Origin of the sequence: Hymenobacter monticola, from assembly GCF_022811645.1 — a bacterium.
GTDB lineage: Bacteria > Bacteroidota > Bacteroidia > Cytophagales > Hymenobacteraceae > Hymenobacter > Hymenobacter monticola.
Genome location: NZ_CP094534.1, coordinates 1,827,135 through 1,853,763 on the forward strand (window position 1 = coordinate 1,827,135; position 26,629 = coordinate 1,853,763).

Genomic DNA, 26,629 nt, shown 5'->3' on the forward strand with positions numbered 1-26,629 from the left:
ACCGACCCACGCACCGCGTCTGTTATTTAAGGGTGGCTTGCGCCTTAACCACCTTTTCTACCTGCCCGACCAGCAAAGCTGGCAGCTGGTGCTACCCTCGTCGGTGGGCTTGGAGTATCGCCTCAGCCCCCGCTTCGCGCTCTACACGCAGCTAGAGTCCGACCTGTCGGCCGGGCGTGGCCCCCGCGGCCGTCGCCGCCGCACCCAGCTGCCCACCACTTCCACCGACCTTGCGCTTGGGGCGCGCTATTATTTCAACCAGCCCGTTGCGGGCAATTCCCCGAGCCACCCCGAGCCCTGGGGCAATTACTTAGCGTTGGAAAGCAACGCCGAGCTAGCTCAAACTGGCCGGGGCGGGCGTCGCGGCCGCAATCTGACCGTCGGCCGCGTCACACCGGCACTCTTCGCACTGTGTGGCACCCAGCACCGCGGCCCGGGCCGACATCTGCTTTACGACCTCAATGCCGGCCTCGGCATCGTGATGCCGCCCGCTTACGCCACCGACGCCAAAATGTCGCCACCTTGGAGCGTGGCCGCGCAGTCAACCTGCGGGTGTACTTGGTCAACCACCAGCGGCTACCAAAGCCGGTTGGCTTCTGAGCCAGGCAAAACGCGGAAAGGGCTGCCCGGTAGGAGCAGCCCTTTGCTATGCTAGCGTGCTGGCAATTAAGCCGGTACCGAAACGACTTCGCGGGGGATAACCGTTACGAACGAACGGTCCTTGCGACCTTTCTTGAACGACACTTCGCCGTCAACGAGAGCGAACAGCGTGTGGTCCTTGCCCATGCCTACGTTCTCGCCGGCGTGGTGCTTGGTGCCGCGCTGACGCACGATGATGTTGCCGGCAACGAGGGCCTGGCCCCCGAAAATCTTGATGCCGAGACGTTTGGAATGCGATTCGCGGCCGTTGTTGGACGAGCCGACACCTTTCTTGTGAGCCATGGTATTGAAGCTAATGCTGCCGGCAAATGGCCGGCAGCGGCTGGTTTAATAGAGAATTAGATAACAAACAACCGGTCGAAATTAACCGATGCTGTTAATCATTACTTTGGTGAACGACTGGCGGTGGCCATTCATCTTCTGGTAGCCCTTGCGGCGCTTCTTCTTGAAGACGAGAACTTTGTCACCCTTCACGTGGGCGAGGATGGTGCCGGTAACGGCCACGTTCAACTCGGGGGCGCCCACGGTGATGGTGCCGTTGTCATCGGTCAGCAGGGCGTTGCCCAGCGTTACGGTGTCGCCAACATTGCCGGCCAGTTTGTGAGCGTAAACGAATTTGTTGGCCTCAACCTTGGTCTGCTGGCCAGCTATGTTAACAATTGCGTACATCAGCTTTCGCGGGTTTTTTCTAAAATGGGAAGGCAAAAGTACGGCTTTGATTTGGCAATTCCAAACCTAAGTTGTTAATCGTCATTGGCTGGCCCCTGCCCGCGCCCGCAAAAGGCCACTGAAGTACCCGCAAGCCGGGTTACAGCAGCTGGAAGAAAAACGCACGGGTACGTACGTACAATAAGCAGTTTTGGGGACAAGTGCACTTATCCACAGTCGAAATGTGGAAAACCCCGGAAAAAGTGGCTGATTTTGAGGGTAATTTGAGAAGGAACGGTGCGGCCAGCTTGTGGAAAACCGCAATGCCTCGGCTTGGAAAAAGTCCGGACTTAGCAAAAAATTAACGAAGAAAAAAGCCGGGTTGGGCGCCCGTTCCCCTCGGGGGCGGGCCTATATTTGAACCAGGAAGGTCGACCGCATTTCCCGCGCTTCAGCCAAACATCTGCCCGAGAACTACGGTTGAGTTGCCACTTTCCCCGCCGAATTCCGCCATCAAAGACCCGAGAAACTATGGAGCCGCTCCTTGCCGAAAACCCCAACCGCTTCGTGCTCTTCCCCATCCAGAACGATGAGGTGTGGCAGTACTACAAGAAGTCGCAGGCTTCGTTCTGGACCGCTGAAGAAATCGACCTCTCGCAGGACCAGAAAGACTGGAACAATCTCAACGACAACGAGAAACACTTCATCAAGCACGTGCTGGCCTTCTTTGCGGCCTCCGACGGCATTGTGAACGAGAACCTGGCCGTGAACTTCATGCAGGAAGTGCAGATGCCCGAGGCGCGCTGCTTCTACGGCTTCCAGATTATGATGGAAAACATTCACAGCGAGACGTATTCGCTGCTGATTGACACCTACATCAAAGACCCCAAGGAAAAGGACTACCTCTTCAATGCCCTCGAAACGGTGCCCGCCGTGCAGAAAAAGGGCGAGTGGGCGCTGAAATGGATTAACTCCGAGAACTTTGCCGAGCGCCTCATCGCCTTCGCGGCCGTAGAAGGCATCTTCTTCTCGGGTTCGTTCTGCAGCATCTTTTGGCTGAAGAAGCGCGGCCTGATGCCGGGCCTGACGTTCTCCAACGAGCTGATTTCGCGCGACGAAGGCCTGCACTGCGACTTCGCCTGCCTGCTCTACAGCTACCTGCAAAACAAACTCGACCCGGCCCGGGTACAGGGCATCATCCGCGACGCGGTGACCATTGAGCAGGAGTTCGTGACCGACGCGCTGCCAGTGAGCCTCATCGGCATGAACGCCAAGTCGATGTCGCAGTACATCGAGTTTGTGGCCGACCGCCTGCTGGTAGCCCTAGGCTGCGGCAAGATTTACAACGCCACCAACCCCTTCGATTTCATGGAGATGATTTCGGTGCAGGGCAAAACCAACTTCTTCGAGAAGCGCGTGGCCGAGTACCAGAAAGCCGGCGTGATGAGCGAGCGCAACGACAACGTGTTCTCGCTGGACGAGGATTTCTAGGAGGCACTAGCTTTTTGTACTGACTTAGCAGAAACCCTACGGCTCACGCCGTGGGGTTTTTCATTTTTAAGGTGGCAAGGTCGGCAGTAGCTAAATGCAGGCATTCGCAATGCCAGTTGGATAGGGCCACTGTCCAATTTCGCCAAATGATACAGCCTCGACTACCAGCTGAGAGCAAACTAGTGCCGCCAGATGCTGCCTGCTGCAAAAAACCGTTGGGCTAAGGCAACCACATGTCGAAAAAAAGCGAGTTGGGAGGATACCGAGCCGCTGGCTCGAGCGCAGTTCGTCAATAACTTCGCTGCTTATTCTCTTCCAATATGAAATACAGGTTACTTCTTTTAGCGAGTCTTTTGGCGGCAGTTCCTGCTGCTCACGCCCAGACGGCTCCGGCTGCTGCTGTGCCCTCGGCGTCCGCCGCGGCCAAGCTGCCGCGCTACACTTCGGCTACCGGGATTATCACATTCTTTTCCTCGGCGCCGCTCGAAGACATTGAGGCGCTGAACTCCAAGGTGGCGGGCGTTTTTGAGATGGCGACCGGGCAGCTGGCTTTCTCCATGCTGATGCGCGACTTCCAGTTTAAGAACACGCTGATGCAGGAGCACTTCAACGAGAACTACGCCGAGAGCGAGAAGTACCCGCGGGCGCGCTTCACGGGCGCGCTGGTGACCATGCCCGACGAGGCGACGTTGCGCAGCGGCCCGCAGCCGGTGTACGTGCAAGGCGTGCTCACCATTCATGGGGTGAAGCGCAAGGTGCGGGTGCCGGGTACCCTGCACCTGCGCGACAACGACCTGGTAGTGACCTCAAAATTTGCCGTGGCCCCGGCCGACTACAAGATTAAAATCCCCGCCTTGGTGCGCAACAACATTGCCAAGAGCATCGATGTAAGCTTGATAATGACCTGCCAGCCCACCACGGCCGCCACGGCCAGCATTGCCAAGTAGCGCCGCACTGCGCGGCACAGAAAAGCCCGCCCTGCGTTAGCAGTGGCGGGCTTTCTGGTGAATAGCCACTGGCCAGCGGCTGCAGGCTAATGGTAAGCCGGGGTATGAGCCGGAGTAGCAACAGCGGCGGGAGCTGCCGGTGCGGCTGGAACTGCCAAGGCAGGCGCAAATACCTTGCGCAGCAGCAGATGCGTAGGCATGTACACCACGAGCAGCAGCGTGGCCATCCAGCCCAGTAGGTAGAGCGGGGCGGGCAGCCAGGTTTGGGCCTTAGCGTCGTCGAAACCGAACACGTAGTTGATGTTGACGGGAATTTTGGGGTCGGGCATGATGGCGCCGGCCGGGGGCAGTAGGAAGAAGGCCACTAGGCACAGCCCCCAGCCCAGGGCCGTCCACGACCAGAGGGCGCGGCGGTCGTAGCCCAGGCGCTGGAGCAGGAACAGCAGCAGGAAGGGCAGCCAGCCGTGGAAGAAAGAGAGCCCGCGCAGAAACAACGAGCGGTTGGGGTCGAACATGTAGGACGTGAGCCCCACCAGGTGCACGCCGAACAGTTCGCCCAGAAAATCAGCGCACCACAGCACCTGGGGCAGCAGGATGCCCACGGCGGCCATTGATGCGGGCCGGGCGTGCTCGGTCCAGAGGCTGATGAGGCAGAGCAGCAGGGCCACGTCGCAGAAGTACAGGAAGTTGGTAGGGCCGTAGTTGACGTAGTACACCGGCACCAGCACGCCGACAAAAGCGGTAACCACGAGTTTGAGCCAAAGCGGCAGGCGGGAAGCGGAGGCAGTAGGCATGAGTAGGGTCGGTGAAGTGAACGAATGCACCAGCGGTTGCGAATGAGCTTGCTGGGAAGCTGAGGCGAAATACGCGGGCCACGCATCGAATACCGAACTCATTTTTATGTTTTTGAGACTTTATGAATTAGGGATATTTACTGCAAGATATTGTTTATCAATATAAAAAAGATGGGTCAGTAGATTTTGCAAATGCTTTCAAGACGCACTTTTCTGCTTCAGCAGCGACGGGCTGGTAAGCGGCGGGAACACGAAATGCAAGCGGCGCGCCGTTGCGGGAGCTATGACGAAGTTTCGACGCTTCTTGGATTGGCTGCGGCCGCTGATGCCTTACTGCAACATGGTGCTGGCCGGGGCGGCCTACTGGGCCAATGAGTATTGGTTCCAGGGCTTCTGTCAGCCAGTGGAATGGGCAGCGTGGGTATTGGTAATCAGCACGGCGGCTTTTCTGCTATGGCCTTTCGCGAAGCGCGTGCCAGGGCTGAACTATCTGCTGCTATTTCTGATGGGCGTGCATTTCACGGTGTGCGTGTATTGCGCGCTGTTCATCGACCCGGTGCAGATGATAGGTATGCTGCTGTTCTCGTTCCTGGTGTTTCCGCTTTTGCTGTGGGTGCCAGCGGTGTTTGCGGTGCAGGCTTTGAACCGAACCCTAGTGAGCCGGCTGCCCAGGGCCAAGGTCGTTTTCGGCGTGGGCGTGTTGACCTTGTTGCCCATCCAACTCTGGGCAGAGTTGCAATACCGGGAGGTAGAAGCAGCCATAGCGAGCCTACCGGCAAGCCAGCGGCGCCGAGCGGCTGCATTAGCCCGGGTGGTGCCGCGTAACTACATAGCTGAACGCTTGGCAGGGGCGTATTTTAAATACCACAACTTTCCCGAATTCATCCTTGATGGCTGGCGGCCACCATTGCACGACCCTTTGGTCAACCTTTGCTTATGGGCTCATCACGCCCAAAACTTAGCGGGCAATCCACTCAGCGTATTTCATTTGAATGTCGAGAAGGACTCGTTGCGGGGCTCCTTGAAGCAGCAGGCCCTACTCTACCACCTGCTGTTTCCGAGGCAATCCATCAAGGCCGACTGCGCCTGCAACCAAACCTATAACGGGGAAGGATACTTCTTCTGGGAGCCGCAGTGGAACAACCCGGAAGCGAGCCGCCGGGTGCAGGAGGAACTGGCAAAACAGGAGCTGATGATAAAGTCGAAGGGAACATTCAGCACTCACTTTCCGGAAGTAGACAGTACTGCTCGATTAGAGTAGGTGTAGCCACTCGTTCAGGGTAAAGACAGCCGCGGAAATGGGCGACCTGAACCGCGGTACCCTAAGCCTCCTTGTCGGAATGAGTAGGGGCCTACTGAAAAGTGGCCGGGCACGGCCGTTTAAGCGGTGTGTGGAAAACTTCCGGAACTTTTCCTTGTCCTTGGAAAACACAGGAGGTAATTTCCGGGATTGAATATCGAACCTACCGCTGCTACCCCAGCCTTCGGTTCTGCTCTTTCACAACTGCCTCAACGACTTGCCGCCGGTACTGTGCCGCGTCGGCTCCTTCAGTATATAAGCAAAAATCCCCAACCAAACACCACTGGTATGCTAGTAATTAAACGCGACGGTCGCCGCGAATCCGTGAAGTTTGACAAAGTCACGGCCCGTATCGAGAAGCTTTGCTACGGCTTGAATCAGGATTTCATCTCGCCCATCGAGGTGGCCAAAAAGGTGATTGACGGCATCTACGATGGCGTGAGCACCGTGGAACTGGACAACCTGGCCGCCGAGACGGCCGCCTCGCTCACCACCCGCCACCCCGACTACGCCATTCTGGCGGCCCGCATTGCGGTGAGCAACCTGCACAAGGTGACTTCCAAGTCCTTCAGTAGCACGATGAAGCGGTTGTATACGTATGAAGACCCCAAGAACGGCGACAATGCTTCGCTGCTGGCCACCGACGTGTGGGAGGTGATTCATAAGAATGCCGCTACGCTGGACTCGGCCATTATCTATGACCGGGACTACAACTACGACTTCTTCGGCTTTAAGACGCTGGAGCGGAGCTACCTGCTGCGCCTGGAGGGCAAGGTGGTGGAGCGGCCCCAGCACATGCTGATGCGCGTGTCGGTGGGCATCCACAAGGACGACATTGACTCGGTTATCAAGACCTACAACTTGCTGAGCGAGCGGTGGTTTACGCACGCCACGCCCACGCTGTTCAACGCGGGTACGCCGAAGCCGCAGATGTCGAGCTGCTTCCTGCTGACGATGAAGGACGACTCCATCGACGGCATTTACGACACGCTGAAGAACTGCGCGCTGATTTCGCAGAGCGCCGGCGGCATCGGCCTTTCGGTGAGCAATGTGCGGGCCACGGGCTCCTACATCAAGGGGACCAATGGCAACTCGAACGGGCTGGTGCCCATGCTGAAGGTGTTCAACGACACGGCCCGCTACGTGGACCAGGGCGGCGGCAAGCGCAAGGGCGCCTTCGCCATTTACCTGGAGCCCTGGCACGCGGATGTGTTCGAGTTCCTCGACCTGAAGAAGAACCACGGCAAGGAGGAAATGCGCGCCCGCGACTTGTTTTACGCGCTGTGGACGCCCGATTTGTTCATGAAGCGCGTGGAGGAAAACGGCGACTGGACGCTGATGTGCCCCCACGAGTGCCCCGGCCTGGAAAACTCCTGGGGCCCGGAGTTCGAGAAGCTCTACATGAAGTACGAGCGCGAGGGCCGCGGCCGCCGCACCATCAAGGCGCAGGAGCTGTGGTTTGCCATCCTGGAAAGCCAGACGGAGACGGGCACGCCCTACATGCTGTTTAAGGACGCGGCCAACGGCAAATCGAACCAGCAGAACCTGGGCACGATTAAGAGCTCGAACCTGTGCACCGAGATTATTGAGTACACCGACGCCGACGAAATTGCCGTGTGCAACTTGGCCTCGCTGGCGCTGCCCCGCTACCTGGTGACCGACGCGCAGGGCAACACCACCTTCGACCACCAGAAGCTGTACGAGGTGACCTACCAGGCCACCCTGAACCTGAACAAGGTGATTGACGTGAACTACTACCCGGTGCCTGAAACGCAGAAGTCGAACTTCCGCCACCGGCCCATCGGGCTGGGCGTGCAGGGCCTGGCCGATACGTTCATTGCCCTGCGCATGCCCTTCGAGAGCGACGAAGCCTCGGGCCTGAACAAGGACATCTTCGAAACCATCTACTTCGCGGCCATGACGGCCTCGAAGGACCTCGCCATCAAGGACGGGCACTACGAAACCTTCCCCGGCTCGCCCCTGAGCGAGGGCAAGTTCCAGTTCGACCTGTGGGGCGTGACGCCCGACTCGGGCCGCTGGGACTGGGAGAGCCTGCGCGCCGAAGTGGTGAAGCACGGGGCCCGCAACTCGTTGCTGGTGGCGCCCATGCCCACGGCCAGCACCGCCCAGATTCTGGGCAACAACGAGTCGTTTGAGCCCTACACGAGCAACATTTACGTGCGCCGCGTGCTCAGCGGCGAGTTTATGGTGGTGAACAAGCACCTGCTGAAGGACCTGGTGGCCCTGGGCCTGTGGAACGACGCCATGAAGCAGGAAATCATCGCGGCCAACGGCTCGGTACAGGGCATTGCCCGCATTCCGCAGCACATCAAGGACCTGTACAAGACGGTATGGGAGATTTCGCAGCGCCGCATCATCGACCAGGCCGCCGACCGCGGGGCCTACATCTGCCAGAGCCAGAGCCTGAACCTGCATGTGCAAAACGTGAACTTCGGCAAGCTCACCAGCATGCACTTCCACGCCTGGAAGCGCGGCCTGAAAACCGGCATGTACTACCTGCGCACCAAAGCCGCCGCCGACGCCATCAAGTTCACGGTGGAAAAGCAAGCCGCCGAAACCCTGGAGCCCCTGGCCCTGGTGGAGCAAAACCAGTCCGACATGGCCTGTTCCCTGGATAACCCGGACGCCTGCGAGGCGTGTGGGTCGTAAGGAATTTAAAAAGGCCGCTCAATAGAGCGGCCTTTTTAATAAAAGCATCATTATGCAAGAGCAAATGATTCAGAAGGCAACAGACCTTCGCTTGGTCCTTACGCGTTACGCAACCGGAGAAAATATCGACAAAGACCCTGAAGTTTACCTTGAGTTAAGAAGTGAATTTTGGGGTGATATTTTCACAAGAAAGCTTCTCCCTGAGTGCGTAATATCTTGTCGACTGCTGGCCGATTTTTGGCCTTATATCAAGTGTAAGTTCAAAACTTACGCTGACAGACGTGATTATATCCGTCAGGAATTTGAGCCGCTAATGAGGTACTTGGAAGGGGAACGTGCCTACTTCCATGACGACATAATTGGAGATGCTGTAACCAAGTTTGATTGTGACTCGGTGCTTCATTTCTGGGAAAAAGCTTTGGAGCGTCGAGAGGCAGACCCTGATGGTGCTATAACTGCTGCTCGGTCTTTAGCCGAATCAGTTTGTAAGCAAATTCTCACCGAGAGAAATGTTGCTTTTGAAGATGAATTGTCGCTTCCGAAACTCTTTAAACTAACTGCCCAATGCTTAAACATGAGTGCTGAGCAGCACGACGAGGCTATTTTTAAGCAGATTCTTGGCGGTTTGCAGAGCGCAATTCATGGATTCGCTACTCTCCGAAATGCTTTAGGAGATGCTCATGGCAAGCCAGGAGGCGGTTACAAGCCACTGGTTAGACATGCTGAGTTAGCAGTCAACTTAGCTGGCACATTCGCAAGCTATTTGATACAGGCTCATCACGAAACCTCTTTGAATAGCACAAGCAACTAAGTTTCTCCAGCCGCTTCTATTCCAGAAGCGGCTGGTTTGTTTTTGGGTAGCTTGCGGTATGGATTTGTTCACGAATATTCGCAAGGTGGCTGGGTGGCAACTTGTGTCGGCTTTACTGATAGCCGGCTGTAACGCAGGACCACGGGAAGAGAATCAAGCGTCGAAACCTGCCTATGACCCCAATGCTGGATTCGTGCCCACCGCTGATGTGGCAAAAAAGATAGCCGAAGCGGTATGGGCGCCCATCTATGGGCAAGAGCACATTGAGGAAGAGAAACCGTTCCGCGCTGTGCTAACGAACAACGAAGTATGGGTTGTACAGGGCTCCTTGCCCAAGCAGTATGCCCTCGGTGGAACCGCTTACATAGAAATCAATAAACGGGACGGTCGAATCTTAAAAGTGATTCACGGGAAGTAACTGTAGCATCACTCCGCCGCTGCCGCCCCGGGAGCGGCTGGGTTGGTTTTGGGGAAACCCACGCGCCGTTAGGTAGAAACACTAAGCATCGTTCGGCCGCTGGGGCGCCGGGGGCGGGCGGGGTGGTGTTAGCCATTCGTAAGTTTCGGGTATGTATAACTTCTCACCTTCCACGCTTGCATATCTGACCCAAGCCGGCTGGAAGGTTGAGCGAAAGGTATGGACCGTCAAGTATCGCGCTTTTCTGAGCGGTGAGGGCTATGAGTGGTTTCCCGCAGTAGCTGATTTTCTGGCTGAGTTCGGCGACCTCCTGATAAGATTTAAGCGGGAAGACGGTGGCCCCGATACCATCGACCTAGATGCGTGTAACGCCAGTTCTGGATTTGATTCGCGTTGGGTGACGGAAGATTATACCCGCCGAATCGGCCAGACGAAGTTCTGTGCCATTGGCCAAGCTTACAGCAACCACATGCTGCTGTTCATGGACGAGGCGGGCCGCGTGTACGGCGGCTTTGATGACTTCTTATGCCTCATCGGCAACAGCGGTGCCGAAGCTATTGAGGTCATTTGCTCGAATCAGCGGGCGCGCATACAGGAGATACCGGAGTAGTATCACTAAGCCGCTGCGCCCCGGGAGCGGCTGGTTTGGGTTTGGGGAAGCTCGCGCGGCATTGCGAGAAACACTAAGCATCGTTCAGCCGCGGGGGCGCCGGGGGCGGCTGGGGTAGGGGAAGCGGTTGTAATTTTCCTCTATGAAACGAATGCTGACGATTTTACTGATTTGGGTATGTATTAGCAGTTGCATGGCTCAAGCGCCAAAGCACCGCAAGCCAGCATCTGCGGCAGTGTTGCTGCAAGGCATATGGGCACAGAAAAAGGAGGACAATGCGGCAATGTGGGTCAAAGGGAATCGCCTTATGTATGGTGAGTTTCTAGATACTTGGCTCAAATACACTTTTACGCCGACCAAACTAACCATCTTTGCACAAGATGGTCCTGATGTTTATCGCATCAAAAAGCTGACGCGTGACAGCCTAGTTTTAATAGGTAATAGCGGAACAAGTATATGGCGGTTATATAGACGTTAGCTAGTATCGCGAAGCCGCTTCCGTCCCGGGAGCGGCTGGGTTGGTTTTGGGGTAGCTCGCGCGGCGTTGCGAGAAACACGAAGCATCGTTCAGCCGCTGGGGCGCTGGGGGCGGCTGGGGTGGTTTTGGGGGAACTCATGCGCCGTTAGGTAGAGACACTAAGCATCGCCCAGCCGCTGGCGCGCCGGGGGCGGGTGGGGGCGTGGGTATCTTTGGGTTTTGCACCTTTTAGCCCCTTCCCGATGCGTACGTTTCTGCTGAGTGCCGTTTTTACGGTGGTTGTTTCATTGACGGCCTTTGCCGCCCCGCCGAGTGTAGTGTTGGTAGAATATCATCGTTTCGATGCCTCTATCACCGTTACGCGAGGTGCAGGCAAAACGGAAACCATTGAACTCTTAAAAGACACCCCAAAAAATAGCCAAGCTAACGCGGAGCGGTTTCATGCTGTGCTGACTAGTCTGTACGGCGAGGGGTTTGCGTTGCAGAGTACGGCCGTGAGCGAGTCGGCAAGTTCTCAATACGAAAAGGTGAGCTACATCTTTGTCAAGCCCTGACATTAGGGAGCTTCCCCCAGCCGCTGCGGCGCCGGGGGCGGGTGGGGTGGTGTTGGGGACGCTCACGCGGAATGGCGAGAAACGCTAAGCATCGTTCAGCCGCTGCGGCGCCGGGGGCGGGTGGGGGGCGTAGCTTGCAATATGAAGCATCAGGTTTTTCTTTCGCTCGTTGTGGGCTTGCTGTCATTAGCCAGCAGCGCCAAGGCTCAAACCCCAAAAGCAGAGCCGCAAGAGCTCGCATCATCGCCGAGTTTCATGCCGAGTGGCGGGTTCGTGCCCAATGCGGCTACTGCCAAGCGCATCGCCGAAGCCGTCTGGCTGCCCATCTACGGCAAGAAAGTCCTGAGTGAAAAACCGTATCAGGCTACGCTAAACAGCAAAGGCGTGTGGGTAGTGGAAGGCTCCTTGCCCAAAGACATGGACGGCGGCGTGGCGTACATCGAAATCAGCAAGCGCGACGGCCGGATTCTGGAGGTTACTCATGGGAAATAACTGACGCATCATTCAGCCGCTGCGGCGCCGGGGGCGGGTGGGGGCGTGGGGCCGCTAAGGCAGCACGTTGCCGATTTCCACAAAGGGCTCCCCAGCTTCCAGTAATTCTATCGCGGCGGGCAGGGTAGCCAGCAGCACTTCTTGCAGCCGCTCGTTGGACGTGTTGCCACAGGTGAGCCAGATAATCTGCGGCGGCGGGCCGAAACGGTCGAGTAATTGCCGGAAGTCGGCGTCTTTGGTGAGCACGACGGCCCCAGCGGCTTTGGCAGCCCGGAATATTTCTTCGTCTTCGGCATCGCGCAGGCCCAGCGTGCGGAGGGCAACGGCCTCCACGGGGAACTTCCACTTTATCCAGGCCGCGATGAGCGGCGAGAGGTGCGCGTCAATCCAGATGGTCATGCGGCCAGGCGCGGGTGGTCAATCTGGCGGGCGGCGTATTGCAGGGCGGCTTGCAGGTCGAGGGCTTCGAGGTCGGGCATCTCGCCCAGAATCTGCTCGGCGGTGAGGCCGGCGGCGAAGAGCTGGAGCACGTCGGCCACGCGGATGCGCATGCCGCGAATGCAGGGGCGGCCGCCGCACTGACGCGGGTTGGTGGTGATGCGATGCTGCAAGGATTCCATGTGGTGAAGATACTAGTGTTTCATTCAGCCGCTGCGCGCCGGGGGCGGCTGGCTTGGTTTTGAGGAAGCGCGCCGTTAGGTAGAAACACGAAGCATGGTTCAGCCGCTGCCGCCCCGGGAGCGGCTAGTTTGGTTTTGGGGGAAGCGCGTGCAGCATTGCAAGAAACACTAAGCATCGTTCAGCCGCTGGGGCGCCGGGGGCGGCTGGGGTGGGTGGTATTCTGATTACATTGGCCTCATGGTACACGAGGAAGCTTCGCCTACTACTTACTACCGGCTAGTCCGTGCCCTAATCTACGCACTAGCAATCGCAGCCGCGCTGCCGATTCTGTTCTACGCCAGCGGCTATAACGGCCACCGTGGAGAATGGGCAGCAGAATGGATAATATTCCGATTGATAGGCAGCCCGTTGCTGCTGCTAGTAACAGGCGGTATCCTGATATCTTATAAGGGGCGTATCCATACTTTATTCGGGCTATTATTTCTGTTACTCGGCCTGAGTTGGATAGTGTACGTTTTCTCGCAAGACCTTTAATATCGCCCAGCCGCTACCGTCCCGGGAGCGGCTGGGTATATTTTGGGGTAGCGCGCGGAATGGCGAGAAACACATAAGCGTCTTTCAGCCGCTGTGGGACCGGGGGCGGGTGGGTGGCAGTGGGGCAGTAGCTTGCAATATGAAATCCTTCTTGCTAGCAGCGCTGGTGGCTATCGTTACCAAAGCATCAGCTCAAACAGCGCCTGACGGGCAAGTGCCCAAAGCTGGCTATGTGCCCAATGCCAGCACCGCCGTCAGCATAGCCGAGGCCGTTTTACTGCCCTTGTACGGTAGCAAGGCGATTCGTCGGGAGCGGCCTTTTCGAGCGGAGCTTAGAAGTGACTCGGTGTGGGTCGTGCACAGCGGGCGCTACACCAAGGGCGGAAGCTACGTGGAGATAAGCAAGCGCGACGGCCGCATCTTAGAAGCTACGATAGGAAAGTAACTGACGCATCGTTCAGCCGCCTTGGCCCCGCGGCGGCGGGGTGGGCCGTGGGGCCGCCCCAACGGGCATTCGGGCAGCGGAATGGGCGTTGGGGCGGCCCCACAGGCCGGTTGGGTGCCCGAATGCCGATTGGGGCCGCCCCAACGGGCAGTCGGGCGCCCGGGAGGCGTTTGGGGCGGCCCCAGCGGGCGTTCGGGCGCCCGACGGGCCAGCGGGGCGGGCGCGGGTAGGAAATGAGTGGGATTAGCTATACATTAACGGCTCAATACGTTTCACTTTCAACCCTTTTACCAAAATTCCCATGTCGCCCACCACATCCGGCGCTTCGGCTGCTACCCCCACTGCCCCAGCCAAGCGCAACAAGAAAGAGCTATTGCCCACCAGCCAGCTGGCGCTGTCCACGCTAGCCCTGGCCGCCGCCAAGGCCTGGCTGGCCTCCGAGCTGCCCGCGCTGCTCTTCGTGAGCAAGGCCGCCTTCAGCGCCCAGGCCATTTCCTACGCCGCCAGCCTGGGCACCGCCGATGCCGCCGACGACGGCGCCAGCCCCCAGGCCAACCGCCTCAAGACGCTCGACAAGCTCATCGCCAAAAACCTGGGCTTCGTGAAAGGCTACCTGGCCGAAGACCACGACCAGGACGGCGGCGAGAGCTACTACGCCGAGTTCGGCATAGCTCGCGAGGGCAAGAACTTCCGCCTGCCCACCGCCCGCACGGCCCGCGCCGGCGCCCTGGGCAAGCTGGTGGCCGCCCTCGCGGCCCATAAGTACGATAAGAAGAAATTCGGCACCGCCTTCTGGCAGCCCATCGCCACCGAGTACGCCGAACTGGCCAAAGGCAGCGACGAAGCGCGCGGTGCCGCTTCGGCCGCCGTAGGCCGGAAAAACGCCCTCGAAGCCCCGCTGCGTCGGGTGCTGAGCTCGTTGGTGCTCAGCATCAAGGCCAACTACCCCGACGAGGACACCCAGCGCGGCGTGCTGCGGGCCTTCGGCTTCCAGAAAGAAGTGTACTAGCGCCCGCCTGGGGCCGTCGCAGCCAGCCGCTTCCGGTTCCGGGGGCGGCTGGTTTGGTTTTGGCACTTCAGCCGCTGCGGCGGCGGCAGTGGTAGTGGCAGTGGGGATGGAACACCCAAAAAACAACCCCGCCGCTACCGTTTGGTAGGGCGGGGTTGTTTGGGAAAGAGGCTAACGGGTTGCGCCGCGGGGGCAGCTGGTCCGCTTAGTAGCTGATGTTGACGAAGGAACCGTTGGTGATGGTGCGGGTGCTGGGAGAGCCCACGTTGGGGTTCACCGCCCCGCCCACGAAGCTGAAATTGCCGGAATAGAGGCGGGAGATGGTATTGACGCCCGTAATCGTGAGCGTGCCCGAGGCAGCGCTGCCGTAGTTGGAGCGGTAGTTCACAAAATCAGGCCCGTTGTACTGGGCGTAGTTGGCGGCCGTGGTGAGCGAAACGGTGCCCACGGTCGGCGTCAGGCCCTGCAAAAACAGGGTCAGGCGCTGGTTGGTGCTGTTTTCGAAGGTGATGAACCGGTCGCTGCCCAGTACCTGGGGCGAAATGTAGACGGGGACAACGTTGCCGGTGCTGAGCGTGTACAGGGCCTCGGTGGGCAACCGGGACACGGTGAACACGGGCACCGTGGTGCCGCCGGCCACCACCGTGGCGCTGAAGGCCGAAATCGTCTGGTTGAAGCCAGAAGCGGCAACGAGCTGCACCGTGTAGCGGCCAAACGGCAGGTTAGGGAATGCATAAGCGCCCGTGCTGCTGGGCGTGACGGTATACACCGTGCCACTGGCGTCGTTGGTGGCCCGCACCGAAGCCACCGCCCCGGCCGGGTTGATTTGGCCGCTGAGCGTGGCCGTGGTGGGCGCCAGGGCCACCGTGGTGGTGGGCACCGCGGTACCACCCGCCGCCAGGGTCACGGCGGCCGTGGCCGGCGCCGTGTAGCCCGGGGCGGGGGTATAGGCCAGCGTGTAGGCGCCCAGCGTGAGGCCGGGGAAGGAATAGGCGCCGGTGCTGGTGGGGGTGGCCGTGGCCACCGGCCCGCTGGCGTTGGACACCGTGACGGTGGTGATGGAGCCGGCCGGCGATACCTGCCCGCTGAGGGTGGCCGTGGCAGGGGCCGGCGGCTGAACTACGGGGTCATTTTTCTTGTCGCCGCAGGAAGTGGCCGTTAGCGAGGCTCCCACGAGCAGGGAGTACAGCAGTGGGGAGAAAAGATTACGCATAAAAATCAACAAGGATAAGTGAACCTCAAAGGTAGCTCCACTGTAGCCAATGGACTGCTTATCCGGCGCTTCATGCCCCGCCTGCCCCACTGCTGCGCGAAGCAGCATTCCCTCCTCGCGCAAGTCGTGGCTCGGCCACCTCACGCGGGTGGGCATCACGTTCCGTTACACGCCCGCCGGCCCCGAGGGCCTCATCAAGGGCAAGAAGGTGTAGCTAGCCGTGGCCAGCGGCGGCCGCTACGGGGACGCGGGCAGTCAACTTCTCGTGCCGGCTTGAATTTGGTAACTTCGCACCATGTCGAAAGCCGAGAGCATCCCCGAGTTTTACCAGTACTACTTCAAGGAGCTGCCCGTCAGCCTGCAGCCTGAGGCGGGCCAGGCCAACGTGTTTCGGCTGGAAGACTCGCTGGCGCCCGGCGCGCAGCCCAAGCAGTACAGCCGCCGCGACTACTACAAGATTACCCTCATCCGGGGCCACAACGCCTACCACTACGCCGACAAAAGCCTGCAGATAACGGGGCCGACGCTCATGTTTTTCAATCCCCAGGTGCCCTACACCTGGCAGCCGCTGGCCGACGACACCACGGGGTTTTTCTGCATCTTCCGCGAAGAGTTTCTGAATGCGCCCGGCGGCCAGGGCCTGCTCGACCTGCCGCTGTTCCGGCCCGGCGGCGACCCCGCCTACGCCCTCACCGCGGCCCAGGACCAGGAAGTGAGCGCGCTGTTTGAGAAGATGCTGGCCGAGATAGGGTCGGATTATGCGCTGAAATACGACCTGCTGCGCAACTACGCGGCCGAGCTGGTGCACTACGCCCTGAAGCTGCGCCCCTCCGACACCCGCTACCAGCACCCCGACGCCAAGTCGCGCCTCGCGGCCGTGTTCAGCGAGCTGCTGGAGCGGCAGTTTCCCATCGAGTCGCCGGCCCGGCGGCTGGGGCTGCGCTCGGCCAGCGACTTTGCCCGGCAGCTGGCCGTGCACGTCAACCACCTCAACCGCTGCGTGCGCGACACCACCGGCAAAACCACCACCGCCCACATCGCCGACCGCCTCGCCGCCGAGGCCCGCGCCCTGCTGCGCCACACCGACTGGAACATTGCCGAGGTGGGCTACAGCCTGGGCTTCGACGAGCCGGCTCACTTCAACTACTTTTTCAAGAAGCAAACCGGGCAAACGCCCTCGGCTTTCCGGCTGGTTTGAATTTGGTAAGCATCGGCTTGAATTTGGTAAGCGCCTGCCTGTGGGGCTGCCGGACCTTTGCAGGGTCAATCAGCAACCCAACAACAACCCAATGGAAAAGCAACAAGTGTGGTTTATTACCGGCGCCTCCAAAGGCTTCGGGCTCGAACTGGTGAAGCAGCTGCGGCAGCAGGGCCACCTGGTGGCCGCCACCTCCCGCAACCTGGCCGAGCTGCGCCAGGCCGCCGGCCCCGAGGCCGCCGATTTCCTGCCCCTGGTCGTGGACCTGGCCAGCGAGGCTAGTGTGAGTGAGGCCCTTGCGGCCACCGTGGCGCAGTTCGGGCGCCTCGATGTGGTGGCCAACAACGCGGGCTACGGCCAGCTCGGCAGCCTCGAAGAACTGTCCGATGCCGAAGCCCGGGCCAATTTTGAGGTCAACGTGTTTGGCACGCTCAACGTGGTGCGGCAGGCCCTGCCGCAGCTGCGCCGGCAGCAGAGCGGGCACATCCTCAATTTCTCGTCCATCGCCGGCCTCTTCGGCAGCTTTCCCGGCTGGGGCATCTACTGCGCCACCAAGTTTGCCGTGGAAGGGCTGTCGGAGTCGCTGGCGGCCGAGGTAGCGCCGTTCGGCGTGAAGGTGACCCTGGTGGAGCCGGGCTACTTCCGCACCAATTTTCTGGAGTCGGGCTCGCTGCGCACGGCCGAAAACCAGCTCGATGAATACACGCTGGTGCGGGAGTCGGAGGCGCTGCACCAGGAGCAAATCAAAGGCAACCAGCCCGGCGACCCGGTGAAGGCCGTGGCCGCCATCATCGCCGTGGCCGCCGCCCCCAAACCGCCCCTGCACCTGCTGCTGGGCCAGGATGCCTACGACATGGCCAACGTGAAAATCAAGGCCCTGCAAGACGATATGGCGCAGTGGAAGCACGTAACCGTGGCCACCGGCTTTGCCGAGCCGGCTACGGCCTAGCGGCGCCTGCTCGGTTTATTTGCCAGCCGCTGCCGTTTCGGGAGCGGCTGGTTTGCGTTTGGGTGGCTCGCACGGCCTTTCTTGAGAGCCTACCAGCTTCCCGCTGCTGCCCTGAGCGCGGCGGCTCACTCCCAAGCTACCGGCCGCTCAATATCCCCTCGGCTTTGGTGCGGATGCGGCAGAGCCAGGGGCCCGAGGCGATGTAAAGCGTGCGGCCGTCGTCGCCCCAGGCGCAGTTGGCGGCCACTTCGCCCGTGTCGATGGTGCCGAGCAGCTGGCCGGTGGGCGAGATGATGGAGATGCCGCCCGGGCCGCTGGCCCACACGTTGCCAGCGCGGTCGGTTTTCAGGCCGTCGGGCACTTCCTTGAAGCGTACTTTGGGCAGCGTCGCCATGTCAAAAAACACGCGGCTTTTGCCCAGCTGGCCCTTCACGCCGATGGGGTAAGCGAGGAGTACGGGCCGCAGCGAATCGGACACGCTCACGTAGAGCGTGCGGCCGTCGGGGCTGTGGGCAAGGCCGTTGGGGCGGGTCAGGTCGCTGATTTCGCGGGTCACGGTGCCTTTGGCGTCGAGGCGGTACACGCCGGCCGTTTGGCGGCGCGGGTCGTTTTCCTTGCCGGGCAGGCCGTAGGGCGGGTCGGTGAAGTAGAGGCTGCCGTTGGTGGGGTGGGCCAGCACGTCGTTGGGGCTGTTGTAGCGCTGACCCTTGTAATGGTCGGTGAGGCTGATTTTGCCGCTTTTCTCGGCCAGGGGCAGGCGGGCCAGGCGGCGGTCGCCGTGCTCGCAGACCAGCAGGTTGCCGTGGTCGTCGAGGGCGAGGCCGTTACTGCCGGGCTCGTCACCGTAAGGCAGGCGGCCGGTGTAGCCGCTGTTTTCCAGGAATTTGCTCAGGCCCCGGGCGGCCGTCCAGCGGTAGAGGGTGCGGGTTTTGGTATCGTTGAAAAGCAGCATGCTGCTGTCGGGCACCCACACCGGCCCTTCGAGGTGGCTGAAGCCGGCGGCCACGATTTCAATCTGCGCATCGGGGGCCAGCAGCTGGTCGAGGGCCGGGGCGTGGCGCAGCACGCGGCCCGTGGTGGTGAAGCGGGCCGGCTGGGCAGTGGCGGCCGGAATGGCGGCGCTGAAACTCAGCAGCAGGAGAGACGGAAGTAAAAAGCGCATAAGCAGATGCAAAGGGGAGGCTCTGCGTACCCGGCCGGGGGCGGGAAGGTTGCGGCGGGGGTAGGGTGTAGGGGCGGGGCCTGACCCGCCCGCCGGCTGGGCTGTTTGAAGGAAATTGCCGGGCGAGGTAGGGGCGGGGCTTGCCCCCGCCCGGTTGTTGGCCTAGTTGGCGTTGGCTGAACGACACCAGAAGCCGGCGTGGGCGTCCGGGCGGAGGCAAGCCTCGCCCCTACACCAACCTTGCCTTGGAACCCGCCGTTCTGGGAAAGCTCCTCCTTTGGCTTCTGATGAAAAACCTGTTCCTGCTGCTTTCCTTTTTCGCTTTCCTGTTGCCCGCCGTGCAAGCCCAGTCCTCCAAAACGCCCGTGCTCGAAGTGGCTGACTTCGGCCGCCACCAGCCCATTGGGGTGGGCGTGTCGAAGCAGGGCCGCATTTTCGTCACCTTCCCGAAGAAGAAAAAGGACTACGATTTCGGCCTGGCCGAAATCGTGAACGGCCAGCGCTTGCCCTACCCCAACGCCGAGTGGAACCGCTGGGATTCGCTGCAGGCCCCCACCCGCTTCGTGAATGTGCAAGCCGCCGTGGTGGATGCCGCCGACAACCTCTGGGTGCTCGACCCCGCCAACCCCGACGACGAGGCCCCGCTCGTGGCCGGCATCAAGCTGCTGAAAATCGACCTGAAAACCAACAAGGTCGAGCGCATCTACCGTTTCGAAGACCTGCCCCGCGAACGCACCGGCCTCAACGACGTGCGCGTGGACCCCGGCCGGCAGGTGGCCTACCTATCCGACCCCAAGCTGGCTGGCATTGTGGTGCTGGACCTGCGCACCGGCAAAACCCGGGTAGTACTGCAGGGCGACAAATCGACGGCCGCCGCGCCGGGCTTCGTGCTGCGCATCGACGGCAAGGAGGTGAAGGACAAAGCCGGCAAGCCGTTCAGCAGCAACGTCAACGGCATTGCCATCAGCCCCGATTTTAACTACCTCTACTACCGGGCCATCAACCAGACCAAGCTCTACCGCATTGCCACCGAGGCCCTGCGCGATGCCGCCCTGCCGGCTGGCGCGCTGGCGGCCCGCGTGGAGGAAGTGGGCGAAACCGGCGTGAGCCACGGCATGATAGCCGATGCCAAGGGCAACGTGTACCTCACCGACTCGCCCAACCAAGCCGTGCGCTACGTGACGCCCACCGGCCGCCTCGAAACCCTGGCCCAGGACGGCCGCTTCAGCTGGCCCGATACCTTTGCGGTGGGCCCCGACGGCTATCTCTACCTCACCTGTGCCCAAATCAACCGCACGCCCAAGTGGAACAACGGCCAGGACCGGGTGCAGTACCCTTTCCGGCTGTTCAAGATGAAGCTGCCGTAGGGGCGGGCGGCGGAGAGGCGCAACGTTTCGGCAGGAGCTGCCATCTTTGGGGCCACTCCTTTCTGCAACATGCCGCTACTTCGACGTAACCGCTACTTCTTCCCGGGGCTGCTGGGCGCCTTGCTGGGCCTGGCCGCCTGCGCCGGTACCAAAAACCGCTCCGCCGCCGAACCCACGGCAGCTACCACCGACATCCTGCTGCTGGGTTGCAGCCATTTGTCTCAGCTCTACAAAGCCGGCAACCCCAGTTCCGACGTGCTGACGCCCAAGCGTCAGGCCGAGCTAAGTGCCGTGCTCGACGGGCTGCAGCGCTACCAGCCCGATGGCATCCTCGTGGAGGAACTGCCCGAAAACCAGCCCCGCCTCGACAGCCTGTACCAGCGTTACCGCCAGGGCCAGCTCGACTTGAACACCATGCCCGGCGGCCGCAGCGAGGTGTACCAACTGGGGTTTGCGCTGGGCAAGCGGCTGGGGCTGGCCCGCATCTACTGCGTGAACGCGCCGGGTGGCACCTCGCAAAGCATTCTGCACGAGGGCAAGAACATCGAGCTATACAAGCAGGCCGATGCCGACTGGCACGCGTTTTCCGACCCCATTGGCCAGCGGCTGGCGACCGGCGCCAGCACCATTGGGCAGTTTCTGCGCGCCATCAACGAGCCGGCCACCCTGCGCCAGCTGCACCGGCTGGTGTACCGCACCCCGGCCCGCGTCACCGACGGCGCCCTCAAGCCTGACCCCATGGTGGACGCAGCCTTCATCAGCCCGCACTACGTGGGCGCGGAGTTCATCTCGGTGTTCTACAACCGCGACCTGAAGGTGTACTCCAACATCGTGACCACCCAGCTGCAAACCCGGCAGCACCGGCAGCTGCTGATAATTGGGGCGCGGCACGTGGCCTCGCTGCAGGGCATTCTGGCCGACGACCCGGCGTATCGGGTGGTGGCCTCGGCGCGCTACCTGGGCCGCTAGCGGCGGCGTTGCTGCGTAATTCACGCCTTCAAAAATCGCTCTCAACGGCCCTTTCAGCCTTGCTATGAACAGACTTTTCAAAACCGCCGTCCTAGTGCTAAGCCTGGGAGCGTGGGTGGTTTCCCCGGCCCACGGGCAAGCCGCGACCAGCGCTACCCAAGCTGCACCCGACCCGGAAGCCGCCAAGAAAGCGGCCGAGTGGACGGCCGCGCTCCAGCTGAAAGACGCCAAAAAGGCGGCCGCTGTGCAGCAGGTGATTGCCACGCACCTGGCAGCCATTCGGGAGTACCACAACGCCCACCCCTACACCGAAACGCCGGCCGGCCTCAACCCCGGCACCGGCCAGCCGCTGAGCACCATGGACCGGACGCTCATCACCGTATCGGCCATGCCCAAGAGCATTCACGACAACCTGATGGCCGGCCTGCGCCAGCAGCTCACGCCCGAGCAGGTGGAGGCCGTGCTCGATAAGTACACCATTGGCAAGGTGGCTTTCACGCTGAACGGCTACAAATCCATCGTGCCCGACCTGACGCCCACCGAGGAAGCCGTGATTGTGGCCAACCTGAAACAGGCCCGCGAGCAGGCCGTGGACTTCAAGAACATGAAGGAGATTTCCGCCGTGTTCGAAATCTACAAAGACAAAAACGAGGCCTACCTGAACACCCACGGCCGCAACTGGCGCGAGCTGTTCAAAACCTACGTGGACGGCGTGAACGCCAAAAAAGCCGCCGACAAAGCCAAGGCGGCCGCAGCTCCGGCGGCTTCGCCCAAGTAGCCGCGGCCCGGCCCCGCAGCCGTTAACGCCGTATGCACGAGGCACCACCATCGCCCGCCGCCGTTGCCTTGCCATTAAAGGCGGCCGTGGGTGCCCCCGTTCATGCCTTATTACACCATTGCGCTGCTGCTGCTCGGGATTGCCATTCTGGGCGTGGCCTGGCTGCCCTCGCTGCTGGAGAAGTACCCGCTGTCGTACCCCATTGTCTACATTGTGCTGGGGCTGGGCGTGTGCAGCCTGCCGCTGGGCCTGCCCCCGGCCGACCCGCAGGCGCATCCCGTCTTCGTGACGCACCTCTCCGAGCTGTGCGTCATTGTGGCCCTCACGGGCACGGGGCTGAAGATTGACCGGCCGTTTTCCTTTCGCACCTGGCGTTCGCCGCTGCTGCTGGTGCTCGTGCTCATGGTGCTCACCATTGCGGGGCTGGCGCTGGCGGGGCACTGGCTGCTGGGGTTGGCGCCGGCCTCGGCCCTGCTGCTGGCCGCCGCCCTGGCCCCCACCGACCCCGTGCTGGCCGGCGACGTGCAGGTGGGCGACCCCGGCGAGGGCCGCGAAGACAACGTGCGCTTCGCCCTCACCGGCGAGGCGGGGCTGAACGACGGCCTGGCGTTTCCCTTCGTGTACCTGGCCCTGGCGCTGCTGCCCGCCGCCGCGCCGCTGAGCGGGCGGCTGCTGCACTGGCTGTGGATGGACGTGGGCTACCGCATCGGGATGGGCGTGCTGCTGGGCTGGCTCTCGGGCGTGGTGCTGGCGTATTTGATTTTCAACCTGCCCAAGCGCGTCAGCATCAAAACCGAAGGCTACGGGTTTGTGGCGCTGTCCGTCACGCTCACGTCCTACGCCGTCACGGAGCTGCTGCACGGCTACGGGTTTCTGGCCGTGTTCATTGCCGCCATCACGTTGCGCAGCCGCGAGCGCAGGCACGAGTACCACCGCCTCATGCACGCCTTCACCGACCAGATGGAGCGGCTGTTCATTGTGGTGATTTTGCTGCTGCTGGGGGCCGCCATTGCCGATGGGCTGCTGCGCGCGCTCACGTGGCCGGGCGCGGCGCTGGGCGTGCTGCTGGTGCTGGTGCTGCGCCCGCTGGGCGGCATGCTCACGCTGATGAGGTCGTCGCGGGTGAACCTGGCCGAGCGGGCCGTGATTTCGTTTTTCGGCATCCGCGGCATTGGCTCGGTGTTCTACGTGGCCTATGCCCTGGGCGAGGCCGACTTCCCACAGGCCCGCGAGATTTGGGCGGTGCTGGCTTTCACCATGCTGCTGTCCATCACGCTCCACGGCGTGCTGGCCACGCCGGTTATGAACTGGCTCGACCGCCGCCACGGCCGCCAGACCGCGGCCGAACTGGCCGAAACCCCGGCGGAGTAGGGGCGGGGCTCGTTTCTGCTCAACGACGAAACGCCCGCAGTGGGCGACAGCAGCGCCCTTCCCATCGAAGTACGGCCCGGCCCGGGCACCTCATCGGCTCGCGGGCGCGTTCAGGAAAGCAGGAGCGTGCCCGCTGCAAGTGGCAAGCCAGATGGTTAGTTTTGTTTTCCGCCCCCAGGATGAACCCGGTAATGGATTGGAAGGACAAAGAAGCAATGCCCCCGGCAACTCCTTCGTTGGGAGCAGGCCCCACGTGGCGCACGCGCCTGGCCGAGTGGCAGGATGCCGCCCGCGACCCCGCCCTGAGCGTGCTGCTAGGCGTGCAGGTGGTGTTCATCTTTCTGATTGAGCCGCTGGTGAACACCGAAGCGCTACCGCGCTGGCTGCTGGAGTTTTTCCAGTTGCTGATGCCGCTGGTTTCCTTTGTGGTGCTGCCCCGCCGCAGCAAGGTTCGGCCCCTCATCCTGCTCACCGCCGGCCCCATTCTGGCGCTGGAGCTGATTGAAAACGGGGTATTTGCCGGGCTGCTGCTGCGCCTGTTCGTCACGGTGGCCATCACCATTCTGGTGGCGCGGGCCGTGTTTCGGGCCGAGACCGTGACCACGCACCAGCTGCTGGGCGCCGTGGTGGTGTACCTGAACCTGGCCCTGCTGTTCATGGGCATCTTTTCGGCCATTCGGCACGCCGTGCCATCGGCTTTCGAAACCTTCACCCACCAGCCCCTGAAGCCGGGCGAGCTGCTGTATTTCAGCATCACCACGCTCACCTCCACCGGCTACGGCGACCTGCTGCCCGTGCACCCCCTGGCCCGCAGCATGGCCAACCTGGAAGCCGTGTCGGGGCAGCTCTTCCTGGCCACCTTTCTGGCCCGTGTGGTCACGCTGCACGGGAAAAGCCGGCGGGAAGCTTGACGTTCTGGCGGTGCGCCTCACCCCCTGACCCCCTCTCCGAAAAGGAGAGGGGACACCGGCCATGCGCAAACGTCAGGCTCCCCCTCTCCCTTCGGAGAGGGGGTCGGGGGGTGAGGCCCCCTCTCCGAACATCTCTACTCCTTCATCACGCGGCGCGTTTGCTGGAAGTTGGTGCCGCGCAGCTTCAGCACGTAAATGCCCGGCGCGAGGTGGGCCGTGTACTCGCGCAGCTGATTTTGCAGGGCCTCGGGGCTGCCTTGCAGCGAGAGCAGGCGCGGGCCCTGCGGCAGGGAGAAGTCGAGCGACAGGCGGCCGGCGCTGGCGGGCACGTCGGCCAGCGTGAAAGGCACCTCCCCGGCCGGTGGGTTGGGGTACACGAACAGCCGCGAGGTGGGCCGCGAGGTGTTTGCGTAGGTCATGCCCGCGAAATTGACTCCAATGAGCACCGGGTCGTGGTCGGACGAGCGAAACGGGGTGTTGATGTCGGTGGCCGCGCCGGCGTTGGAGTACTCCAGCACGCTGGGCTCGCCGGAGTTGATGTGCCACTTCTGCACGTCGATAAAGCCCACCAGGTTGTTGGTAATCACGGCGTGGTCGAGCGAGCCCGTGAGGCCCTTGAACACGTAGGACGCGCTGGTGGGCGGCGTGGCTGGCACCAGCCCCCCGGCCCGCATGATGTCGATGGGGTCTTCCTCGTAGTTGGCGTTGTAGTCGCCGGCGCTCACCACGCGGGCCGCCCCGGCCGGAATCACGGTTTTGTTGATGAACTGCACCAGCGCGGCGGCCTGCAGCTTGCGGCGGGCGTTGGAGCCGCCCTGGCCGTCGTTCTGGTCGGCGTCGGCGCCCTTGCCGCTGCCCTTGCTTTTGAAGTGGTTAATGACGAAGCCCAGCGTATCGGGCCGCTCCTTGCGCTTGGTGATGAACACCTGCCCCAGCGGCGGCCGCTCAAACACGCCGGGGGTGGTGAACAGCAGCGGCGGCCCCAGTGGCGCCACCGCAGCCGGCTTGTAAAGGATAGCGCAGTGAATCAGGTCGGTGTTGTTGGGTTGGTGGTTGGCGTCGCCGTCGTTCACGAAGATGTAGGTGCCCGCGCCCATCACCTTGTTCAGCCCGTCCACCAGGTCCTGAATGGCCGAGGTCGAGCCGTTGCCGTCGTTTTCAATCTCGGTCAGGCCCACCACGTCGGCATCCATCTGGCTGATGGCGAGAATGATTTTGGCCCGCTGCCGGGCAAAATCCTCCGGCGTTTTGGCGCCACGCGGCGTAGGGAAGCTGCCGCCCTGCCCGTCGCCGTTAAAGTAGTTGAGCACGTTGAAGCTGGCCAGCTTCAAATCGAGCTTGCTGAACACGGGCGGGCCCTTGGGCCGGGAGGTGCGCACCACAGGCGCCGCCTCGCCCGGCAGCGGTTGGATGCGCCACTTGCCATACCCAAAGCCCAGGATGCCGCGCAAGCCCAGCAGCGTGCTGCCTATCCGCACCGTGCCGGTCTTGGGGTCGAGGTAGGGGGTGGGGGAGGGGTTGCTGGCCGAGCTGCCGTCGTCGAGCACCAGCGACTTGTCTTCGTTGGCTTTCTGGTAGGCGTTCACGGCGGCTACGTTGCCGCTGCCGCTGCTGTGGGTGCCGGTGGCGGGCTCGTCGTTGGGGTCGATGAACTGCGTGGGCTGGTAGGTGAGGCCCTGGGCCGAAAGCGTGAGCTCGCCGCGCTGCTTGAGGCTGTAGTTGTCGGTCACGGTCATGGGCGCCGCAAACTGCACCCGCATGCCCTCGTACCGCTCCGCATTTGCAGCTGAAAACGTGGTATTATCAATCGTGACAAAGGCCGGCAGCGCATTGCCCGACGACAGCACCGTGATGGTGGGCTCGGTGAGAATGGCCTGGTTGAACGAAGGCGCGCCCGCGTCCTCGCGCACCACGCCGCTGATGCGCACCCGGTCGCCGATTTGCACCGTGGGGCTGGACGCCACCACAAACAGGGCATCGGAAGTAGCCGGGTTGCCGTCGGCCGTGGCCGTTTCGTCCTGCACGTAGAAGCCGGCCGGGTTCAGGCCCGCGTACACCCCCGTCACCACCGCCTCGATGGTGTAAGTACCGGGCTTGGCGGCCGCGCCACTGCCTTGAATGGCGCCAATAGGCGTAGCAACGGCCGCGCCGGCACCTAAAAGAAAACCAGTAGAAAGGACGAGCTTACTAAGCATTAAACAAGATAGAATAGGATTGACGGGGCGCTAA

The 26,629-nt window shown here is 61.7% G+C and carries 29 protein-coding genes; 21 read left to right on the forward strand and 8 right to left on the reverse strand.

Annotation, left to right across the window (positions count from 1 at the left end; all coding sequences use genetic code 11):
- Nucleotides 1-37 precede the first annotated feature (37 nt).
- Nucleotides 38-655 carry a hypothetical protein gene (locus MTP16_RS07660; RefSeq protein WP_243517714.1) on the forward strand — a complete coding sequence of 206 codons (618 nt, stop codon included), beginning with the start codon at nt 38-40 and terminating at the stop codon, nt 653-655.
- A gap of 11 nt (nt 656-666) precedes the next feature.
- On the opposite strand, the gene rpmA is transcribed toward MTP16_RS07660, so the two are convergent.
- Together rpmA and rplU are read right to left on the reverse strand one after the other, a co-directional pair.
- Nucleotides 667-942, reverse strand: coding sequence for a 50S ribosomal protein L27 (rpmA, locus tag MTP16_RS07665; RefSeq protein ID WP_196287051.1), 276 nt, complete (start codon nt 940-942; stop codon nt 667-669).
- A gap of 81 nt (nt 943-1,023) precedes the next feature.
- Entirely contained in the window at nt 1,024-1,329 is a 306-nt protein-coding gene (rplU, locus tag MTP16_RS07670; RefSeq protein WP_243517717.1) for a 50S ribosomal protein L21, read from the reverse strand.
- 510 nt (nt 1,330-1,839) lie between these two features.
- On the opposite strand from rplU, the gene MTP16_RS07675 reads away from it, so the two are divergent.
- Both MTP16_RS07675 and MTP16_RS07680 read left to right on the forward strand, forming a co-directional pair.
- The gene (locus MTP16_RS07675; protein ID WP_243517720.1) at nt 1,840-2,799 is read left to right on the forward strand and encodes a ribonucleoside-diphosphate reductase small subunit; all 960 of its coding nucleotides are present in this window, start codon (nt 1,840-1,842) and stop codon (nt 2,797-2,799) included.
- A 353-nt stretch (nt 2,800-3,152) separates the two neighbouring features.
- Nucleotides 3,153-3,746, forward strand: coding sequence for a YceI family protein (locus tag MTP16_RS07680; protein ID WP_243517723.1), 594 nt, complete (start codon nt 3,153-3,155; stop codon nt 3,744-3,746).
- Between the two features lie 86 nt (nt 3,747-3,832).
- Here the strand turns inward: MTP16_RS07680 and MTP16_RS07685 are convergent, their stop codons facing one another.
- On the reverse strand, nt 3,833-4,540 hold the full coding sequence (locus tag MTP16_RS07685) for a membrane-associated protein (RefSeq protein ID WP_243517725.1): 708 nt from the start codon (nt 4,538-4,540) through the stop codon (nt 3,833-3,835).
- A gap of 283 nt (nt 4,541-4,823) precedes the next feature.
- Between MTP16_RS07685 and MTP16_RS07690 the strand changes: the two genes are divergently transcribed.
- The 8 genes from MTP16_RS07690 to MTP16_RS07725 all read left to right on the forward strand — a co-directional run bounded on the left by MTP16_RS07690 (nt 4,824) and on the right by MTP16_RS07725 (nt 11,873).
- A complete protein-coding gene (locus MTP16_RS07690) occupies nt 4,824-5,801 on the forward strand; it encodes a hypothetical protein (protein ID WP_243517727.1) in 978 nt (325 codons plus the stop codon).
- A 327-nt stretch (nt 5,802-6,128) separates the two neighbouring features.
- Complete coding sequence (locus MTP16_RS07695) at nt 6,129-8,510, forward strand: ribonucleoside-diphosphate reductase subunit alpha (protein WP_243517729.1); 2,382 nt, start codon at nt 6,129-6,131, stop codon at nt 8,508-8,510.
- 64 nt (nt 8,511-8,574) lie between these two features.
- On the forward strand, nt 8,575-9,321 hold the full coding sequence (locus MTP16_RS07700; RefSeq protein WP_243517731.1) for an abortive infection family protein: 747 nt from the start codon (nt 8,575-8,577) through the stop codon (nt 9,319-9,321).
- 58 nt (nt 9,322-9,379) lie between these two features.
- The gene (locus MTP16_RS07705) at nt 9,380-9,739 is read left to right on the forward strand and encodes a YbbC/YhhH family protein (protein ID WP_243517733.1); all 360 of its coding nucleotides are present in this window, start codon (nt 9,380-9,382) and stop codon (nt 9,737-9,739) included.
- 151 nt (nt 9,740-9,890) lie between these two features.
- Nucleotides 9,891-10,349: an SUKH-3 domain-containing protein gene (locus MTP16_RS07710; protein ID WP_243517735.1), complete on the forward strand. Its 459-nt coding sequence runs from the start codon at nt 9,891-9,893 to the stop codon at nt 10,347-10,349.
- A gap of 142 nt (nt 10,350-10,491) precedes the next feature.
- Nucleotides 10,492-10,827 carry a hypothetical protein gene (locus MTP16_RS07715; RefSeq protein WP_243517737.1) on the forward strand — a complete coding sequence of 112 codons (336 nt, stop codon included), beginning with the start codon at nt 10,492-10,494 and terminating at the stop codon, nt 10,825-10,827.
- Between the two features lie 242 nt (nt 10,828-11,069).
- Nucleotides 11,070-11,381 (forward strand): hypothetical protein, encoded by a 312-nt coding sequence (locus MTP16_RS07720; RefSeq protein WP_243517739.1) that lies wholly within the window; start codon nt 11,070-11,072, stop codon nt 11,379-11,381.
- Between the two features lie 141 nt (nt 11,382-11,522).
- The gene (locus MTP16_RS07725) at nt 11,523-11,873 is read left to right on the forward strand and encodes a YbbC/YhhH family protein (RefSeq protein WP_243517741.1); all 351 of its coding nucleotides are present in this window, start codon (nt 11,523-11,525) and stop codon (nt 11,871-11,873) included.
- 54 nt (nt 11,874-11,927) lie between these two features.
- On the opposite strand, the gene MTP16_RS07730 is transcribed toward MTP16_RS07725, so the two are convergent.
- Complete coding sequence (locus MTP16_RS07730) at nt 11,928-12,272, reverse strand: DUF5615 family PIN-like protein (protein WP_243517743.1); 345 nt, start codon at nt 12,270-12,272, stop codon at nt 11,928-11,930.
- Nucleotides 12,269-12,493 carry a DUF433 domain-containing protein gene (locus tag MTP16_RS07735; RefSeq protein ID WP_243517745.1) on the reverse strand — a complete coding sequence of 75 codons (225 nt, stop codon included), beginning with the start codon at nt 12,491-12,493 and terminating at the stop codon, nt 12,269-12,271. The genes MTP16_RS07730 and MTP16_RS07735 overlap by 4 nt, the downstream gene beginning before the upstream one ends.
- 674 nt (nt 12,494-13,167) lie before the next feature.
- On the opposite strand from MTP16_RS07735, the gene MTP16_RS07740 reads away from it, so the two are divergent.
- Entirely contained in the window at nt 13,168-13,473 is a 306-nt protein-coding gene (locus MTP16_RS07740) for an NTF2 fold immunity protein (RefSeq protein WP_243517749.1), read from the forward strand.
- A gap of 301 nt (nt 13,474-13,774) precedes the next feature.
- Nucleotides 13,775-14,482: a hypothetical protein gene (locus MTP16_RS07745; protein WP_243517751.1), complete on the forward strand. Its 708-nt coding sequence runs from the start codon at nt 13,775-13,777 to the stop codon at nt 14,480-14,482.
- 205 nt (nt 14,483-14,687) lie between these two features.
- Here the strand turns inward: MTP16_RS07745 and MTP16_RS07750 are convergent, their stop codons facing one another.
- Nucleotides 14,688-15,695 carry a hypothetical protein gene (locus MTP16_RS07750; RefSeq protein ID WP_243517753.1) on the reverse strand — a complete coding sequence of 336 codons (1,008 nt, stop codon included), beginning with the start codon at nt 15,693-15,695 and terminating at the stop codon, nt 14,688-14,690.
- Nucleotides 15,696-15,744: 49 nt separating this feature from the next.
- Here MTP16_RS07750 and MTP16_RS25995 point away from each other — a divergent pair, with 49 nt between their 5' ends.
- The 3 genes from MTP16_RS25995 (at nt 15,745) to MTP16_RS07765 (ending at nt 17,842) form a co-directional block, all read left to right on the forward strand.
- Nucleotides 15,745-15,909: a hypothetical protein gene (locus MTP16_RS25995; protein ID WP_317244096.1), complete on the forward strand. Its 165-nt coding sequence runs from the start codon at nt 15,745-15,747 to the stop codon at nt 15,907-15,909.
- Nucleotides 15,910-15,990: 81 nt separating this feature from the next.
- Complete coding sequence (locus tag MTP16_RS07760; RefSeq protein WP_243517755.1) at nt 15,991-16,893, forward strand: helix-turn-helix domain-containing protein; 903 nt, start codon at nt 15,991-15,993, stop codon at nt 16,891-16,893.
- A gap of 91 nt (nt 16,894-16,984) precedes the next feature.
- A complete protein-coding gene (locus tag MTP16_RS07765; RefSeq protein WP_243517756.1) occupies nt 16,985-17,842 on the forward strand; it encodes an oxidoreductase in 858 nt (285 codons plus the stop codon).
- A gap of 136 nt (nt 17,843-17,978) precedes the next feature.
- Here MTP16_RS07765 and MTP16_RS07770 read toward each other — a convergent pair whose 3' ends face one another.
- The gene (locus tag MTP16_RS07770; protein WP_243517758.1) at nt 17,979-19,004 is read right to left on the reverse strand and encodes an SMP-30/gluconolactonase/LRE family protein; all 1,026 of its coding nucleotides are present in this window, start codon (nt 19,002-19,004) and stop codon (nt 17,979-17,981) included.
- A gap of 287 nt (nt 19,005-19,291) precedes the next feature.
- On the opposite strand from MTP16_RS07770, the gene MTP16_RS07775 reads away from it, so the two are divergent.
- The 5 genes from MTP16_RS07775 to MTP16_RS07795 all read left to right on the forward strand — a co-directional run bounded on the left by MTP16_RS07775 (nt 19,292) and on the right by MTP16_RS07795 (nt 24,400).
- Complete coding sequence (locus tag MTP16_RS07775) at nt 19,292-20,371, forward strand: SMP-30/gluconolactonase/LRE family protein (protein WP_243517760.1); 1,080 nt, start codon at nt 19,292-19,294, stop codon at nt 20,369-20,371.
- Nucleotides 20,372-20,440: 69 nt separating this feature from the next.
- On the forward strand, nt 20,441-21,340 hold the full coding sequence (locus tag MTP16_RS07780) for a DUF5694 domain-containing protein (RefSeq protein WP_243517762.1): 900 nt from the start codon (nt 20,441-20,443) through the stop codon (nt 21,338-21,340).
- Between the two features lie 64 nt (nt 21,341-21,404).
- Entirely contained in the window at nt 21,405-22,118 is a 714-nt protein-coding gene (locus MTP16_RS07785) for a DUF3826 domain-containing protein (protein ID WP_243517764.1), read from the forward strand.
- A 102-nt stretch (nt 22,119-22,220) separates the two neighbouring features.
- The gene (locus tag MTP16_RS07790) at nt 22,221-23,489 is read left to right on the forward strand and encodes a cation:proton antiporter (RefSeq protein ID WP_243517766.1); all 1,269 of its coding nucleotides are present in this window, start codon (nt 22,221-22,223) and stop codon (nt 23,487-23,489) included.
- Between the two features lie 179 nt (nt 23,490-23,668).
- Nucleotides 23,669-24,400 (forward strand): potassium channel family protein, encoded by a 732-nt coding sequence (locus MTP16_RS07795; RefSeq protein WP_243517768.1) that lies wholly within the window; start codon nt 23,669-23,671, stop codon nt 24,398-24,400.
- Between the two features lie 134 nt (nt 24,401-24,534).
- Here MTP16_RS07795 and MTP16_RS07800 read toward each other — a convergent pair whose 3' ends face one another.
- The gene (locus tag MTP16_RS07800) at nt 24,535-26,595 is read right to left on the reverse strand and encodes an ExeM/NucH family extracellular endonuclease (protein ID WP_243517770.1); all 2,061 of its coding nucleotides are present in this window, start codon (nt 26,593-26,595) and stop codon (nt 24,535-24,537) included.
- Nucleotides 26,596-26,629: the final 34 nt, after the last annotated feature.